General features: G+C 69.8%; 15 protein-coding genes. 6 read left to right on the plus strand and 9 right to left on the minus strand.

What is annotated here, in order from left to right; genetic code table 11:
• Positions 1–4: 4 nt before the first annotated feature.
• The 6 genes from R2D22_RS24175 to R2D22_RS24200 form a co-directional block, all read right to left on the minus strand.
• Positions 5–163 carry a hypothetical protein gene (locus R2D22_RS24175; RefSeq protein ID WP_318106758.1) on the minus strand — a complete coding sequence of 53 codons (159 nt, stop codon included), beginning with the start codon at positions 161–163 and terminating at the stop codon, positions 5–7.
• A 20-nt stretch (positions 164–183) separates the two neighbouring features.
• The gene (locus R2D22_RS24180) at positions 184–375 is read right to left on the minus strand and encodes a mobile element transfer protein (protein ID WP_318106759.1); all 192 of its coding nucleotides are present in this window, start codon (positions 373–375) and stop codon (positions 184–186) included.
• 14 nt (positions 376–389) lie between these two features.
• On the minus strand, positions 390–1,085 hold the full coding sequence (locus R2D22_RS24185; RefSeq protein ID WP_318106760.1) for a DUF2637 domain-containing protein: 696 nt from the start codon (positions 1,083–1,085) through the stop codon (positions 390–392).
• 77 nt (positions 1,086–1,162) lie between these two features.
• The gene (locus R2D22_RS24190; protein ID WP_318106761.1) at positions 1,163–1,336 is read right to left on the minus strand and encodes a hypothetical protein; all 174 of its coding nucleotides are present in this window, start codon (positions 1,334–1,336) and stop codon (positions 1,163–1,165) included.
• 81 nt (positions 1,337–1,417) lie between these two features.
• Positions 1,418–2,776 carry an FtsK/SpoIIIE domain-containing protein gene (locus R2D22_RS24195; protein ID WP_411977071.1) on the minus strand — a complete coding sequence of 453 codons (1,359 nt, stop codon included), beginning with the start codon at positions 2,774–2,776 and terminating at the stop codon, positions 1,418–1,420.
• A gap of 2 nt (positions 2,777–2,778) precedes the next feature.
• Positions 2,779–3,111, minus strand: a complete 333-nt coding sequence (locus R2D22_RS24200) for an SCO3933 family regulatory protein (RefSeq protein ID WP_318106762.1) — start codon at positions 3,109–3,111, stop codon at positions 2,779–2,781.
• A gap of 145 nt (positions 3,112–3,256) precedes the next feature.
• On the opposite strand from R2D22_RS24200, the gene R2D22_RS24205 reads away from it, so the two are divergent.
• The 3 genes from R2D22_RS24205 (at position 3,257) to R2D22_RS24215 (ending at position 5,578) form a co-directional block, all read left to right on the plus strand.
• Positions 3,257–3,625 carry a winged helix-turn-helix domain-containing protein gene (locus R2D22_RS24205; RefSeq protein ID WP_318106763.1) on the plus strand — a complete coding sequence of 123 codons (369 nt, stop codon included), beginning with the start codon at positions 3,257–3,259 and terminating at the stop codon, positions 3,623–3,625.
• A gap of 234 nt (positions 3,626–3,859) precedes the next feature.
• Positions 3,860–5,074: a helix-turn-helix domain-containing protein gene (locus R2D22_RS24210; protein WP_318106764.1), complete on the plus strand. Its 1,215-nt coding sequence runs from the start codon at positions 3,860–3,862 to the stop codon at positions 5,072–5,074.
• A gap of 18 nt (positions 5,075–5,092) precedes the next feature.
• Positions 5,093–5,578: an NUDIX domain-containing protein gene (locus R2D22_RS24215; RefSeq protein WP_318106765.1), complete on the plus strand. Its 486-nt coding sequence runs from the start codon at positions 5,093–5,095 to the stop codon at positions 5,576–5,578.
• A 484-nt stretch (positions 5,579–6,062) separates the two neighbouring features.
• Here R2D22_RS24215 and R2D22_RS24220 read toward each other — a convergent pair whose 3' ends face one another.
• Entirely contained in the window at positions 6,063–7,445 is a 1,383-nt protein-coding gene (locus tag R2D22_RS24220) for an ATP-binding protein (protein WP_318106766.1), read from the minus strand.
• A 347-nt stretch (positions 7,446–7,792) separates the two neighbouring features.
• Here R2D22_RS24220 and ettA point away from each other — a divergent pair, with 347 nt between their 5' ends.
• Genes ettA through R2D22_RS24235 form a run of 3 tightly spaced genes read left to right on the plus strand, consistent with a single transcriptional unit; the run spans position 7,793 to position 10,543 of the window.
• The gene (gene ettA, locus R2D22_RS24225; RefSeq protein WP_318106767.1) at positions 7,793–9,457 is read left to right on the plus strand and encodes an energy-dependent translational throttle protein EttA; all 1,665 of its coding nucleotides are present in this window, start codon (positions 7,793–7,795) and stop codon (positions 9,455–9,457) included.
• Positions 9,458–9,464: 7 nt separating this feature from the next.
• Positions 9,465–9,890 carry an acyl-CoA thioesterase gene (locus tag R2D22_RS24230; RefSeq protein WP_318106768.1) on the plus strand — a complete coding sequence of 142 codons (426 nt, stop codon included), beginning with the start codon at positions 9,465–9,467 and terminating at the stop codon, positions 9,888–9,890.
• Complete coding sequence (locus tag R2D22_RS24235; protein ID WP_318106769.1) at positions 9,887–10,543, plus strand: DUF8010 domain-containing protein; 657 nt, start codon at positions 9,887–9,889, stop codon at positions 10,541–10,543. Before R2D22_RS24230 ends, R2D22_RS24235 begins: the two co-directional genes overlap by 4 nt.
• A gap of 510 nt (positions 10,544–11,053) precedes the next feature.
• Here R2D22_RS24235 and R2D22_RS24240 read toward each other — a convergent pair.
• Both R2D22_RS24240 and R2D22_RS24245 read right to left on the minus strand, forming a co-directional pair.
• Complete coding sequence (locus R2D22_RS24240) at positions 11,054–12,022, minus strand: ABC transporter ATP-binding protein (RefSeq protein ID WP_318106770.1); 969 nt, start codon at positions 12,020–12,022, stop codon at positions 11,054–11,056.
• Positions 12,019–14,787, minus strand: coding sequence for an ABC transporter permease family protein (locus R2D22_RS24245; RefSeq protein WP_318106771.1), 2,769 nt, complete (start codon positions 14,785–14,787; stop codon positions 12,019–12,021). Before R2D22_RS24245 ends, R2D22_RS24240 begins: the two co-directional genes overlap by 4 nt.
• Positions 14,788–14,803 lie beyond the last annotated feature (16 nt).

A 14,803-nucleotide genomic window follows, 5' to 3' on the forward strand; every position in this document is an offset into this window, starting at 1 on the left:
CTCCCTACTTGTTGATGGCGGTGTCGATGGCGGGGGCGAGGACGCTGTCGGCGAGGAGGTAGCCGCCGAGGAGGATCACGGCGACGAGCCACCAGGGCGGGCGGATGAGCTTGATGCCGAGCGCGCCGACGATGATCAGGGCGAGCCAGAGCGGGACGTCCATGACGTGGTTCTCCTTCGTGGTCAGCGAGGCGTGCAGCGGTGGGTGCGGGCGGCGAGCTGGGCGGCCGAGGAGCTGGAGTAGTCCGAGGACCAGCCGCAGCCGTCCGTGGTGCACACCGCGGCGTGCCTGGTGTGGCCGTGACGGTCGCGGCGGGTGCCGATCTGCACCGGGCCGATCCGCATCACGGAGTGGAAGAAGTCGCGGGCGGGCATGAGGCGTTCTCCTTTCAGGCGAGTTGGGCGGAGATGGCGTCGGCCATCACGGGCGGGACACCGAGGCGGGCGCGCAGGGTGTCGGTGTCGATCGGTGAGCCGGTCCGCGCGTGGTGGTCGTCGGCGACCTTCCGGGCGTGAGCGACCAGCGCCGGCGGTACTGCAACAGCGGGCGGAGCAGGGACCGGATCAGTCACCGGCTCCGGCTCGACGGCGGGCAGCGCCGGCGCGGGCTCCGGGTCGGGTTGCAGCTCTGCGGTGCCGCCCCGCTCGATGGCCGTCTCGACCGCCGGCGACTCCACCAGGTCTACGACTGTGGCCGAGGGTTCAGCCGCAGGCGCCGGGGTGTGGGCGAGGAGTGTGCCGCCGAGGAAGGCGAGGGCGGGCCATCCGGCGACGAGGATGCGCAGCCAGTCGGGGACGTTGGTGAGGTCGAGGAGGCCGGCGGTGGCGACGTTCGCGCCGAGCGATGCGGCCAGGGCAACGGTGAACCAGGTCCAGGCCGAACGGGTCGGGGCGCCGGTCTCTCGGAGTGTCCGTAGTCGACGCCAGGCAGCGACCAAGAGCAGGTCGACGGAGATGGGGTAGGCCCACGCCTTCCATCCGTCCTGGCCGGCGGCTGCGGCGAGGTCGTGCAGGTGGGAGAAGGACAGGGCACCGGCGATCACTGCTTGTACGAGGACGGCGTCCGGGCGGAGTGTCGAGCGCATCGCGGTTCCTCCTTCCTGGGGTTGTGGGGCCGGGACGGGGCGGGGCGCGGAGTGGCCGGCCGCCCGGTCCCGGCGGGTCAGTCGGTGGCTTCGCCGGTGCCGAGGCAGGTCAGGCAGACGGCGGCCTGGCGGTGGTCGGTGTCGCGGCGGGTGCGGGAGCCGACGCGTACGGTCTCGGCGGTCTCACCGGCGCCGGAGCAGTCCGGGCACTTCTTCGGCGCGGCCTTGCGGGCGGTCTTCCGAGCGGCCATGACGATGTCCTTCCGGTTCGGGCATGGGCGGGGTAGGGACCTGGCGCGAGGCGGTCACGCCAACCGGTGTGCGGGGGTGTGTCAGGCGAGCACGGGGGCCGTCTCGGTCGCCGGGGCCGGGGCCTTGACCAGGCTCGGCAGGACCGGGCGGAAGGCGGTCAAGGCAGCAATTGCCGGGGTGCGATCGGCATGGGAGTTGCAGGTGTTCACGGCCCGCCGAAGCGTGAGGTGCGGGGTGCGGATGCGGACCCAGCCGCCGGAGGAGTCGCAGGCAACGGCGGTGCCGGGCCGGTCGGTGCGGATCTGGATCGTGGCCAGGACAGCGTCCGAGGCGATGTCACCGAAGGCCATGTTCGCCGACGTCTCGTCATTCACCCGGTGCGCGGTACGGCCGGTGAGCTGGGCGCGGAGCATCGTGATGCCCTTGCCGAGTTCGGAGCCGAAGCGCTGTCCGCAGATCTCCAGGTAGATGCCGGCTGCGCGGCCGAGCTGGGCGAGGCGTACGAGTGCGGTGATGATCCGGTCGCGGCGCTTCTCCTCGTCCCTCGTTGCGTAGAGGGCGAGTTCGGCGACCTCGTCGACCACCAGGACGATCGGGGTCGGGCGCAGGTCGTCGGGCAGGTCCCAGATGTCGGCGGTGATCTCCGCGTCCGGGACGTCCGCACTCAGCCGCTGTTCACGGCGGATGAGCTGATAGACGTCCGCCATGTGCTCGACGAGCGCATCCAGCAGTTCGGCGGCGGTGTCCGGGTTGTCGGCGAGTGCGGTGAACCGACGTGCGAGCGGGGCGAGTTCGACGCCCTGTTTGCAGTCGATGCCGACGAGGGCGACGTCCAGGGCGGCGAGGCCAGCGACCAAGTTGCGTTGGTAGACGGACTTGCCGGACTGGGTCGCGCCGACGTTCAGCGCGTGCGGGGTCTGCCTGTAGTCGCGGTAGAACACCTCTCCGTCCTCCCGCATCGCCACTGGAACCCGCATTGGGCCGGGGCCGGAGGCGAGGGTGGGCATGTGGACGCGCTTGAGGACGTCGTAGCCGGTCATCCGCAGCTCGACCACACCCGAGCGGATCTCGCGGGCGGTGACGTTCTGCATGACGAACGAGTGCCGCAGCCGGTCCGCGGAGGCCGAGAAGTCGAAGGCGTCCTGGCCGGCCCGCAGTTTCACCCGCAGGACCAGACCGGTTCGGGTCGGTCGAAGCCGCAGAATCCGCGGAGCCCGAGACTCCGGGACCGGCCGGCTCGCCATCCGGGCCAGCGCCAGACGCCATCGGGACGGCGGGACGGTCAGCCCGCACGCGTCCATGACCGACGAGTACCGGACCAGGACCCGCACCACCGCCAAGACGATGCCGAAGGTCATCCAGTACCAGGCCGGTCGCTGCCACCGCAGCAGCAGTGCGACCGTGGCGACCAGCGCCAGCGTGACCGTTAAGGCAGTCACGGTCAGGCCGCCTTCGCGGCGGTGATCGGGGTGACGGCGACGGCGCGGAAGGCGATGCCGTGCCGGCCGTCCCGCTCCCACGGCCGGGCGATGACACCGGTCAGGGCGACCGGGGTGCCCATCGTCAGGTCGCGGGGGACGCCGGTCTCCGGGACGGCCAGGCTCAGGATCTCGGCGTTGCCGTCCATCACGAACATGACGTCGACCACCATCATCGTGGCGCCGGTCTCGCGGTCGGTCGCGACCTCACCGGTCTGACGGTTCGCGATCTTCGGGGTCGGGGGCTGGGCCACCATCGCAACGGCGGTGGACGTGTCGACGGGGATCTGACGCATGAGCGCGCTCCTAGGTCGAGAACCTGACGTACTTAGTACGTCATCTTGGGTTAGAGAATGGGCCTGTACTACTTGGTGTGTCAAGTGCTCCTCGACTTGGATCTACGCGATGTGCTGCACTAGGTACGACACATTGAGAGGGGCTATGGCCGACTTCACCGGTCGCGCTGCGTACTTGCAGATCGCCGACGAGTTCAAGCGCATGATCCGGGACGGGGAGCTTCCGCCGGGCGAGAAGTTGCCGTCTGAGGCACAGCTGATGGCTGATCACGGCGTTTCGCGCACCGTCGCGCGCCAGGCGATCGCTCGGCTACGCGAGGACGGCTATGTGATCTCCCACCAGGGGAAGGGCAGTTTTGCCACCCTGCCTGGCGAAGGGCAAGAGCCCAAGCGCAGCCCGGAGTTCGAGCAGATCACTGAGTACCTCGCGGAGGTCCGGCGGGATGTACGACGTCTCGCCGAGCGCATGGATCAACTTGAGGACTTGGTGAGGCAGCAGACGCGAGCGCAGTGATCACCGCGTCGGCTCTGCGGGCCAGATCCGCAAGATCCCTGCCAATCCCCTTGATCTCGTCGAGCAGTTTTAACTGTTCTGCTGGGGTAAGTGCCATCGTGGCCCCCTCGTCGCACGTTCCGTCTGACAACCCCTCGGGTAGTCAGCAACGCTAGGACCGGTCCGTAGTACTACCCCGGAAAAACTCTCCGGGGTCGCGTGACGAGGCGGGGGGACGCTCTTCCCATGCGAGGAATGACGACGAACCTGACGACCGGCGAGCGCGTTGCTTGGTATCGCCGCCGGCGGGGCATGTCCCAGGAGGTCTTGGCCGGACTCGTCGGGCGCACGGTCGACTGGTTGAGCAAGGCCGAGAACAACCGACTGGAGCTGGACAGGCTCTCGGTTATCAAGTCACTGGCCGATGCCCTGGACGTGACCCTTGGCGATCTGCTCGCCGAACCCACCCTCATGGACTGGACGCCCGACAGCGGCACTCGTACGGTGCCGGCACTGCGATCGGCGCTGATGAACTACCGCCAGCTCACGCCGCTTCTGGGGGTGACGACCGAGGGGGAGCCGACGCCTCTCGACGAGTTGCGCGACAACGTCGCCGAAGTCTGGGACGCCTACCAGGAATCACGGTACGGATTCGCGACGCGCCGGCTTCCGCTTCTCCTTGCTGATGTGCTCATCGCGGCCCAGGCGTACGAGGGTCAGGAGCGCGACAAGGCCCACGAGCTGATGGCCATGACCTACCAAGGTGCCGCCATGGTGCTCACGAAGCTCGGTGAGACCGACCTTGCATGGATCGCTGCGGATCGAGGCTTGGCCGCTGCTCAGCAGTCGGGCAACGCGGTGGTGACAGGTTCACTCTTCCGGTCGGTGGCTCACTGTCTCTTGTCCAACGGTCGCTTCGACGCTGCCGTGCAGTTGGTCGGCGATGCTTCGGACTACCTCCGCCCGGGGCTCAGCACTGCGGCCCCAGACTTCCTGTCGATCTACGGGACTCTCTTCCTCGCCGGCTCCATGGCCGCAGCGCGTGCGGACGATCGTTCCACTACCGGGGCTTTCCTGGCTGAAGCCGACCGGGCGGCGCGGCAACTTGGGCGCGACGCCAACCACGTGTGGACCGCTTTCGGGCCGACCAACGTGGCGATCCACCGCGTGGCCACGTCTGCCGAGCTGGGAGACATGCAGGTTGCCGTCGACCTGGGACCGCAGATCGATACGAGTGCCTTGCCGACCGAGCGCCGGACACGGCACAACCTTGAGGTGGCCCGAGCCTTGAGTGCGCACAACCGTGTGGACGATGCCTTGGCGATGGTCCTCGAAGCGGAGCGGTGGGCGCCCGAGCAGGTACGGAGCCACTATCTCGCGCGAGAGCTTGTGCTGAGTTGGGTCCGCAACCAGCGCGGCCGACCGAGTCGTGCCATGGCTGATCTGGCCAACCGCCTGCACGTGATCTGAGTCGGTACGCTCGGCTGCATGGCAGCGAACGAGCACGAACTGAGGATGGCGCATCCGCGCATGGCCGCGGGTGCGCTGTTCTTTGATGCCGGGGGTCGGGTCCTCATGGTGGAGCCCACGTACAAGGACTACTGGGACATCCCCGGCGGGTACGTCGAGGCAGGCGAATCACCGCTGCAAGCTGCCGTTCGCGAGGTCCGAGAGGAGTTGGGCATCGCTCCGCAACTTGGACGCCTGCTGGCCGTTGACTGGGCGCCCAGCGCAAACGAGGGCGACAAGGTGCTCTACCTCTTCGACGGTGGTCAGCTCTCGGCGGAGACCCTGGATCGAGTCACCTTGCAGGCCGACGAGATCAAGAGCATCGCTTTCCTCTCCCTGGACGATGTCCACCAGCGCACGATCCCTCGTTTGGCTCGACGAATCTCAGCGGCCGTGGAAGCCCGCGCGGCAGCGGCTCCGGTGTACCTGGAGCACGGAGAGCGTCCGGACCGCCTCGCGGCATAGAGGGACCGAGGTGCGGTGAGAGTTTCTCTACTTCATCAAGGCACCCACCGCGCACGGCGCGGTGCGCGCGGCCCGTCGTCCGGGCCTGCGCTCCTGTCTACGCCCCGCTCCAGCCCGGCCGCCGTCCGCACGCCTGACGGCTCGGGTTGATGGGCGGGAAGAACCACGACGTGGCTGGAGCGAGTGCGCGACGTGCCGGCCAGGGCGATGCCTCCGGCGGGGGCGCTCAGGCTCCGGGATGGACGGGGCCTGTGGGCGTCTGCCGGCAGCGTCGTGGTGGAGGTGAGGGGCTCCCATCCCGTCTGCCATCGACCCAGGCAGAGCCGAGCAGACACGGGCCCTGGCGTCCAGGTCGTTCGTACAGTGGCGCGCTCCACCTGGACGCCAGGACCCGCGTCCGCTCCACGGTGTGTGGGTCGACGGCAGACGGGATGGGAGCTGGGCGAGCTTTGGGCGAGGGAGCCCGGTGACCCGCTGTGCCGTGTTACGCGGGATCGTCTCCCTTTCGCTTTAGCTGGTATGCGTACCCGCGACCAGCCGTTCCTGGTTTATGCTCGATTTCGCCTGCTTCGATAAGAGTCTCGAAGATTTTCTTCATTTTGCTCTCGCTGCCGATCCCGGTCAATTTGCGAGCCTGCTCGTTCTTGATGGAATCATTGTCGTTCAGGTACTCCACCACCTGTTGGGCAGGGGAAGCGAGACTTTCATGTCGAACGGTTACCAGGACTGAATTAACACCCTCGGTGATGATAGGAGAGCGAAGGTTCAGTTTCTTCATCGACTCGAAGGCCGTGTTGAGGCCCTCGCCCACGTCCTTATTCGGTGGATTCGGGAATCGATTCAAATGGCGAACAAGGTACGGGTTCCTGCTGAGGCGTTCGTCGAGAATGTTGCTGGTCGTAATATGGCCCGGCAGTCGTCCTGGGCTCTGGATCTCAATTCGATTCTCGAAGATTCGAATGTGGATGTCATCTGTTACTGAGTAGTCCCGGTGAAGCACGGCGTTAGTGATGATCTCGTGCAACGCTTCATGGGGATACTTGACGTTGCGAAGGCCATCTTCATCGAGGTATGCCGCCGCAGATACGACCTGGACAGTCCTATCGACAGCGTCATAGATCTGTTTGTAGAGGGCTCCCTCGATGGTCACAGGGTCCTCGACAAGCCGATCCCGTGACTGCTCCTCGCTGCTGTACCGGTAGATCTTGATCCCGCACCGCTTTGGAAGGCACGCTTGAGGCTCGTCAGCAAAGAGGAGCGCGGCAGCCACAACCGGATTTCCTGAAACGAGGAGGTGTTGCTTCCTCAGATAGGTTTCTGGCTCTGAAACGGGCACCGCGCTGAGGAGGTACTCGATAATCGCTTCCGAGTTTGTCACGACGTCTACGCCGATTGGCAGTGTCTCGGACTCGAACGATTCGAGACCCTTTTGCCGGCGGAGCGCGGTAAGAGCCTCTTCCGAGACTACCGGGACGTTCTGAGCGCTGAGGCGTTTGTAGATCTTCCCATCGGCAGTCTTTCGGATGGTTCGAGATTTTCTTGCGTTGATGTGCAGGACGTAGCCGGGAAGTTGCTCGGCAAACAGGAACTCCCCGTCAAGGTCTGTCCCGAAAGGAGAGACTTCTTCCAGTGCATGGACAAGCTGATTCGCGTCTTCTGGGTCTCCGAATCCGTCCCAGTGGAATCCAGATGCGGTCTCGGTTATACCGATATAGAGGTCCCCTCCGTCTGCATTGCAGAAGGCGGACACTGCCCGAGCTACCTTCGCGGGTGCGATCCGCTTGTCTTTGAAGTCGATAAAGTGCCCCTCTTGGCGCTCAAGGAGCGTTTCTACCTGCTCTGTCGAAATCTGCACCGTCTCGAACAAGACCCCCCCTTTTCGGGTTATTCGCGACTTTCCGTGGAACCTTCGAGGGGGACGCACCCTCGCCGCTCCATGCTGTGTGGGTCACTAACTCTATGTGTCGACGCGTGGTCGAGGGGCTTGCTCGTGCAAGCCAGGGCGCCGCTTCGGGTGGGCGTGCCGGGCCGTCTGTGGGCCGTGCGAGGGGGCTCAGGGGCGACCGGGGGCGACCAACGGTGACAGGTCGGCTACGAGGGTGACCCGGGAACGCGCAGGTCAGGGGGTGCCCCGCCTACTGGTTCGCCCCCGGGGGTGGCGGTCAGGCAAGATGGGGTGTATCTGCCCACTCACTCTTTGCCGGACGGTTTCTCTTGGCTGAGTACATCTACACGATGCGCAAGGCGCGCAAGGCGCACGGCGACAAGGTCATCCTCGATGACGTGACGCTGAGCTTCCTGCCCGGCGCGAAGATCGGTGTGGTCGGCCCGAACGGCGCCGGTAAGTCCACCGTGCTGAAGATCATGGCGGGTCTTGAGCAGCCGTCCAACGGTGACGCGTTCCTGTCCCCGGGCTACACCGTCGGCATGCTCCTCCAGGAGCCGCCGCTCGACGAGTCCAAGACGGTCCTGGAGAACGTGCAGGACGGCGCCGCCGAGGTTATGGGGAAGCTGAAGCGCTTCAACGAGGTCGCCGAGCTCATGGCGACCGACTACTCGGACGCGCTCATGGACGAGATGGGCAAGCTCCAGGAGGACCTGGACCACGCCAACGCGTGGGACCTCGACACCCAGCTGGAGCAGGCCATGGACGCCCTGGGCTGCCCGCCCGGCGACTGGCCGGTCACCAACCTGTCCGGTGGTGAGCGCCGCCGCGTCGCGCTCTGCAAGCTCCTCCTCGAGGCGCCCGACCTGCTGCTCCTCGACGAGCCCACCAACCACCTGGACGCCGAGTCCGTGCAGTGGCTGGAGCAGCACCTCGCCAAGTACCCCGGCACCGTCGTCGCCGTCACCCACGACCGGTACTTCCTCGACAACGTCGCCGAGTGGATCCTCGAGCTCGACCGCGGCCGCGCCCACCCGTACGAGGGCAACTACTCCACCTACCTCGACGCCAAGGCCAGCCGCCTCAAGGTCGAGGGCCAGAAGGACGCCAAGCGTGCGAAGCGTCTGAAGGAGGAGCTGGAGTGGGTCCGCTCCAACGCCAAGGGCCGTCAGGCCAAGTCCAAGGCCCGTCTCGCCCGGTACGAGGAGATGGCGGCCGAGGCCGACAAGATGCGGAAGCTGGACTTCGAGGAGATCCAGATCCCGCCGGGCCCGCGTCTGGGCTCGATCGTCGTCGAGGTCAACAACCTCTCCAAGGCCTTCGGCGAGAAGGTCCTGATCGACGACCTGTCCTTCACGCTGCCCCGTAACGGCATCGTCGGCGTCATCGGCCCGAACGGCGCCGGCAAGACCACGCTGTTCAAGATGATCCAGGGCCTGGAGCAGCCGGACTCCGGCGACATCAAGGTCGGCGAGACCGTCAAGGTCTCGTACGTCGACCAGGGCCGCGCCAACATCGACCCCAAGAAGACGCTGTGGGCCGTCGTCTCCGACGAGCTGGACTACATCAACGTCGGCCAGGTCGAGATGCCGTCGCGGGCGTACGTCTCCGCGTTCGGCTTCAAGGGCCCGGACCAGCAGAAGCCGGCCGGCGTGCTCTCCGGCGGTGAGCGCAACCGCCTCAACCTCGCGCTCACCCTCAAGCAGGGCGGCAACCTGCTGCTTCTCGACGAGCCGACCAACGACCTCGACGTCGAGACCCTGTCCTCGCTCGAGAACGCGCTCCTGGAGTTCCCCGGCTGCGCCGTGGTCGTCTCCCACGACCGCTGGTTCCTCGACCGGGTCGCCACGCACATCCTCGCCTACGAGGGCGAGTCCAAGTGGTTCTGGTTCGAGGGCAACTTCGAGTCGTACGAGAAGAACAAGATCGAGCGCCTCGGCGCGGACGCGGCCCGTCCGCACCGTGCCACGTACAAGAAGCTGACCCGGGGCTGATCGGTTCATGGCTCGCCACATCTACAGCTGCCCCCTGCGCTGGTCGGACATGGACGCCTTCGGGCACGTCAACAACGTCGTCTTCCTGCGGTACCTGGAAGAGGCGCGGATCGACTTCATGTTCCGGCTGGCGCCGGGCGACGGCTCGCCGTCGTTCTCCGGCGGGTCCGTCGTGGCCCGGCACGAGATCGACTACAAGCGGCCGCTGGTGCACCGGCACGCGCCGGTCACCATCGAGTCGTGGGTGACGAAGATAGGCGCGGCGTCGCTGACGATCGCGTACGAGATCAAGGACCCGGACGTCACGTACGTCCGCGCCTCGACCGTCGTCGTCCCCTTCGACATGGAGGCCCAGCGGCCGCGCCGGATCTCCGCGGAGGAGCGCTCCTTCCTGGAGGAGTACGTGGACGACGGGATGTCCTCCGCCGCATGAGCGTGATCGCGCCGCTGCACTTCGCCGACGCCAGGGAGGCGGCGGACCTCGCCGCCTTCCTGGGCCGGCTGCTCCGCTACGACCGGGCCGCGGCCGTCCGCCTCCAGGCGGGCGGCGGGGCGCTCGCCGTGTTCGGGCGGCCGCCGTCGTTCGAGGTCCTCGCGATCCGTACGGCGCGGCTGGCGGACGTGGTGGAGCTGGACGTGACCGTGTCCGCCGGTGAACTCCTCGAAGGCATCGAGGAGTCGGCCGGCAAGGCGGTCGTGCCGGGCGCGGTCACCGGGCCGCCGTGGGCGGGCGTGCTGCCGCCGCGGGGCGGCTGGGCGCCGGTCGAGGGCGTGCCGGGCGCCCCCGCGCTGCGGGCCGTCGTGGCGGCGGCGGTCGCGGAGTTCCGTGCGCGGGACCAGGCGTTGCCGCAGGAGCGGCGGAACCGGGCGGAGCGGGACCGCATCGGCCGCGACATCTGGTCGCGGACCGTCGCGGACACGGGGCTCCCGCTGCGGGCCGTGCACGCCGCGCAGTCGCTGGGCTTCCTGCCCCCGCACGAGGTCCCGGTGTCCCTGCTGGCCGCCGGCCCCTGGCTCCGCCTCCGCACCCCGTACGGCTCCGTCGCCCTCCGCACGACCCCCACCCTGACCCTCACCCCGTCCTGAGGCGGTTCTGGCGGTGTTGCGCGGCCGACGCCCCGCACCCCTTGCGGTGCGGCAGCTTCGCGCCGCGGGTGGTGGTGGCTTGAGGCGCCGCGCCAGCCGCTCCGCGGCTGCGCCGGCCTGGTGTGCGGCAGCTTCGCGCCGCAGGCCCCGCCGTCCGCGCCAGCCTGGTGTGCGGCAGCTTCGCGCCGCAGGCCCCGCCGTCCGCGCCAGCCTGGTGTGCGGCAGCTTCGCGCCGCCGCCCCCGCCGTCCGCGCCGCCTGGTGGGCGGCAGCTTCGCGCCGCACGTGTCCTGTCCAGGAGCGACCCTCCAGCAGGCTGCGCCGTCTGCGACCCGCTTGCGGGGCACCTTCGCGTCGCAGGCCCGTGCCGCCCGCCTGCCGCCGCCCGCGTCGCCCGCGCCACCCTGCTGCACGGCAGCTTCGCGCCGACGGGCCGCACCGCCCGTCCGCTGCCCGCGCCGCCCGGTGGGCGGCAGCCGCGCCGCCCCTCGCCGGCCCGGCAGCCCCCGCCCTACCCCTCGTCCTTCGGGTCGTCTCCCCGGGCCGCGTCGTCCGGCCAGACGCCGATGTGGTCGGGTTCGAGTTCGAGCATGACGCGGTGTTCCATGCCCAGGGTTTCGGTGTAGTCGGCCGGGAGCTGGAGGCGGCCGGCTCGGTCGAGCATGGCGTATTCGCGGGCTACCAGGGACTCCTGGCCTTCCGCGTCGACCTCGGTGCGGCGGAGGACCTCCGAGGAGGTGCGGCCGTCGCGGATGGCTACCGTGCGGCGGACCTCGGAGGCGACCGCCTGGTCGTGGGTGACGATCACGATCGTCGTGCCGAGTTCCTCGTTGGCGCGGCGGAAGGCCGCGAAGACCTGTTCGCCGGTGGCCGAGTCCAGCTCGCCGGTGGGTTCGTCGGCGAGCAGGACCGACGGGTTGTTCGCCAGGGCCACCGCGATCGCGACGCGCTGCTGCTGGCCGCCGGACATCTGGTGCGGGCGGCGGTCGCGGCAGTCCGCGATGTCGAGCATGGAGAGGAGGGCCTCGGCTCGTTCGGCCTTCGCCTTGCGCTTCGTGCCGCCGCGCAACTGCATCGGCAGCGCCACGTTCTGGGCCGCCGTCAGGTACGGGAGCAGGTTGCGCGCCGTCTGCTGCCAGACGAAGCCGACCACGTCCCGCCGGTACCGCAGGCGGGCCTTCGCGTCCATGGACAGCAGGTCGCAGCCCGCGACCTTCGCCGCGCCCGCCGTCGGCACGTCCAGGCCCGCCAGGATGTTCATCAGCGTGGACTTGCCCGAGCCCGAGGCGCCCACCAGGGCCATCAGCTCGCCCTCCTTCACCAGCAGGTCCAGGCCCTGGAGGGCCTGCACCTCCACGCCGTCCGTGGTGAAGATGCGGACCAGCCGGTCGCAGGCGATCAGGGCGTCGTGCCCGTACGAGGGCCGGTCGCGCCGCGCCGTCGCCCGCTGCTCCAGCTCCGCCAGAGTCGTGTCGGTCATCGCGTGTCTCCTGCCCTGAGTTCCTTGATCGATCCGCTGCGCGCGGCCCACCACGCCTGGAGTCCCGCCGCCGCTCCCGTCAGCAGCACCACCCCGGCCGCGGGCAGCGCCAGCGACCACGCGTCGGCCCGCAGCGTCGCGTGGTCGAGGGTCGTCAGCCCGGGCGCGGCGGCCAGCGCGAGCCGCACCAGGTCCACGCCGGGCGCGAGCAGCAGGATCGTCGCCCAGCCGACCAGCGTGCCGCCGGCCGCCGCGAGCACCGCCTGCGGCAGCGCCTCCAGGCCGAGCAGCCGGCGGCCCTGCCGGCGGTTCAGGCCCATCGTCCGCAGCCGGGCGAGCAGCGTGGCCCGCTCCGGCGAGGACTGCACCAGTGACAGCAGCACGGCCAGGCCGGCGTACCCGGCGCCCGCGCCGATCGCCGTCACGTACACCCGCTCCGCGCCCGTCTGCATCGGCGAGTCCACGTACGCGGTGCGCTGCTCCTGACGGAGCCGCACCGTGAAGTCCTTCGCCCCTGCGGCCCGTACGGCACCCCGCAGGGCCGCGCCGTCGAGGCCGCCCGCCCGCGCGGAGACCAGCAGTGCCGTCGGCGCGGCGCGGTTCAGGTCGGCGCTGTTGACCAGCAGGAAGTCCGCGTCGGGCACGGCGGGGGTGTGCGTGCGCACCGCGACCACCTTCACCTTGAACTCGCCGGCGACCGACACGATCCCGAACGGGTCCGCGCCGAGCCGCTCCGCGACCGCGGGCGAGGCGATGACCGGCACCACCCGGTCGCGCCCGCCTTCGCGGGACCCGGTGGACCGCAGCAGGGACTCAGGGAACGCGCCGATGTCCGTCTCGCGGGCGAGCCGCGCGTACCGGCCGGGGTCGACGCCCACCAGCGTGACGTTCTTCGCCTCCACCGAGCCGGTCACCCGCGACGGCAGCGACACCCCGTACTCGATCTGCACCGGCACCGCGTCCCGCACCCCGGCCGAGCCGCGCACGGCCCGTTCGAGGCCCGCGGGCAGCGGGTTCCACTCGACCGGCGAGGCGATCCGCGCGTCCGCGCCGGTCGCGAGGACCGCGGCCCGGTCCCGGGCGTCCGCGACACCGGCGAGGACCGAACCGCCGAACGCCGTCGTCGTCAGCGCCACCAGCAGCGCGAGCAGCGGCAGCGCGCCGTTCGCGGATGAGCGTCCGGCGCGCGCCAGCGACAGGTAGCCGACCGCGCCGCGCAGCCGCGCCGCCGGCCGGGCCGCCCATCGCAGCGGCAGCGGATAGAGCCGTACGAGGACCAGCGCGGCGATCAGCGCGACGAGCACCGGCGCCGCGCTGACCAGATGGTCCCCGGCGTCCCCGGTGCCGCGCCTGCGCAGGGCGACGACCGCCCCGACGGCGAGCACGAGCAGCGTCAGCTCGGCGACCGTCCGGCGGCGCGACGGCCGCGCGTCCACGAGGTCGTCGCGCGCGCCGTGCAACTGCGGCCTGCGGTGCAGGTACAGGGCGCGCAGTGGCAGCGCCACGACGGCGACGAGCGCGACGCCGCCGGCCGCGGCCAGCGCGGGCAGGAACCGGGCGGAGCCCGCCGCGCCGCTGTCGGAGCCGTCGACGGCGAGCACGGCGAGCAGCAGCCCGAGCGCCGCGGCCGGTACCGCCGTCACCGTCGTCTCGCCGAGCAGCCGCACGCCGATGCCGGAGAGCGAGCCGCCGCGCGAACGGAGCAGGGCGAGTTCGGCGTACCGGCGGGAGGCGAACAGGCCGCCGGTCATGGCGAGCACGACCGCCGCGACCGCGCCCATCCCGAACGCGGCGACGGCGACGACGGGCGAGATCGCCGCGCGCATGCCGGAGAAGGTCTCGACGACGTCACCGAGGCCGGAGTTCACGGCCGTGGTGGCTCCGACCATGTGCCGCATCCGGACGAGGTCGGGGCCGCGGGTGAGGGAGTTGAGAGCGGCGGCGAGCTCGGGCACGTCCCGCCCGGTGAGGTGGCCGCTCGCGGGCGCGAGCCGCCAGTACACGTCGGAGCCGCCGGTGGTCCGCAGGATCGTGTCGGCCGCGTCCGGGGCGAGGAGCAGCGCGGCCTCCCAGTAGAACTCGGGCCCCTGGGCGTCCGGGACGGCCGCGTACACGGGAGTGCGCAGGGTTGGCTCGTACGACCAGTAGGCGCTGCGCGGGGCGCTGGGCTCGACGATCCCGGTGATCCGGATGCCGACCGGCTGGGCGTTCTTGCCCGGGACGTGGACGACGGCGCCCGGCTCGATGCGGAGGGCCTCGGCCGTCTCGACGGTGACGACGGCCTCCGGCTCGGCGCCCTTCGTCGCGAACCGGCCCGCGCGCAGGGTGCTGTGCCGCTCGATGCCGGACTGCGAGGACAGCGTCAGCTGCGGGCGTGTCTTGTACGGCTTCGGCAGCCACGTGTCCATGCCCTCGACGCGCTTCGTGGACCGCACGCCGTACGCGGAGTCGGCGGGCAGCGTCCTCAGGGAGGGCGGCAGTTGTTCCAGGATGTCGGCGTGGTCCTGGGCGAGCCGGTCCGGCAGGACCTCGTGCGGCCTGTACCGGTCGCCGGTGACGACCTCGACGACGCGGTCGGCCGGCTCCGCCGAGTCGATCGCGTGCCGCAGCCCCGCGGTCTCGTACACGTCGACGGCGCGGGGCAGCGCGGCGGCCAGGAACGCGGTGACGAGCACGAGCAGCGCGACCGCGCACGCGGCCCCGGGCGCGGTCCGCAAGCGCGTCCGCACCCACGGAGCGACGGTGGCAACGGGCTTGTGGGCCATGTCAGTTGCCTCCCAG

Source organism: Streptomyces sp. HUAS YS2 (assembly GCF_033343995.1).
In the GTDB taxonomy this organism is placed as follows: Bacteria; Actinomycetota; Actinomycetes; order Streptomycetales; family Streptomycetaceae; genus Streptomyces; species Streptomyces solicathayae.

Bases quoted from the DNA above. Each gene is read 5' to 3' on its own strand.
- R2D22_RS24175 (WP_318106758.1), bottom strand. From the start codon at position 163: ATGGACGTCCCGCTCTGGCTCGCCCTGATCATCGTCGGCGCGCTCGGC.
- R2D22_RS24180 (WP_318106759.1), bottom strand. From the start codon at position 375: ATGCCCGCCCGCGACTTCTTCCACTCCGTGATGCGGATCGGCCCGGTG.
- R2D22_RS24185 (WP_318106760.1), bottom strand. From the start codon at position 1,085: ATGCGCTCGACACTCCGCCCGGACGCCGTCCTCGTACAAGCAGTGATC.
- R2D22_RS24190 (WP_318106761.1), bottom strand. From the start codon at position 1,336: ATGGCCGCTCGGAAGACCGCCCGCAAGGCCGCGCCGAAGAAGTGCCCG.
- R2D22_RS24200 (WP_318106762.1), bottom strand. From the start codon at position 3,111: ATGCGTCAGATCCCCGTCGACACGTCCACCGCCGTTGCGATGGTGGCC.
- R2D22_RS24205 (WP_318106763.1), top strand. From the start codon at position 3,257: ATGGCCGACTTCACCGGTCGCGCTGCGTACTTGCAGATCGCCGACGAG.
- R2D22_RS24210 (WP_318106764.1), top strand. From the start codon at position 3,860: ATGACGACGAACCTGACGACCGGCGAGCGCGTTGCTTGGTATCGCCGC.
- R2D22_RS24215 (WP_318106765.1), top strand. From the start codon at position 5,093: ATGGCAGCGAACGAGCACGAACTGAGGATGGCGCATCCGCGCATGGCC.
- R2D22_RS24230 (WP_318106768.1), top strand. From the start codon at position 9,465: ATGGCTCGCCACATCTACAGCTGCCCCCTGCGCTGGTCGGACATGGAC.
- R2D22_RS24235 (WP_318106769.1), top strand. From the start codon at position 9,887: ATGAGCGTGATCGCGCCGCTGCACTTCGCCGACGCCAGGGAGGCGGCG.
- R2D22_RS24240 (WP_318106770.1), bottom strand. From the start codon at position 12,022: ATGACCGACACGACTCTGGCGGAGCTGGAGCAGCGGGCGACGGCGCGG.
- R2D22_RS24245 (WP_318106771.1), bottom strand. From the start codon at position 14,787: ATGGCCCACAAGCCCGTTGCCACCGTCGCTCCGTGGGTGCGGACGCGC.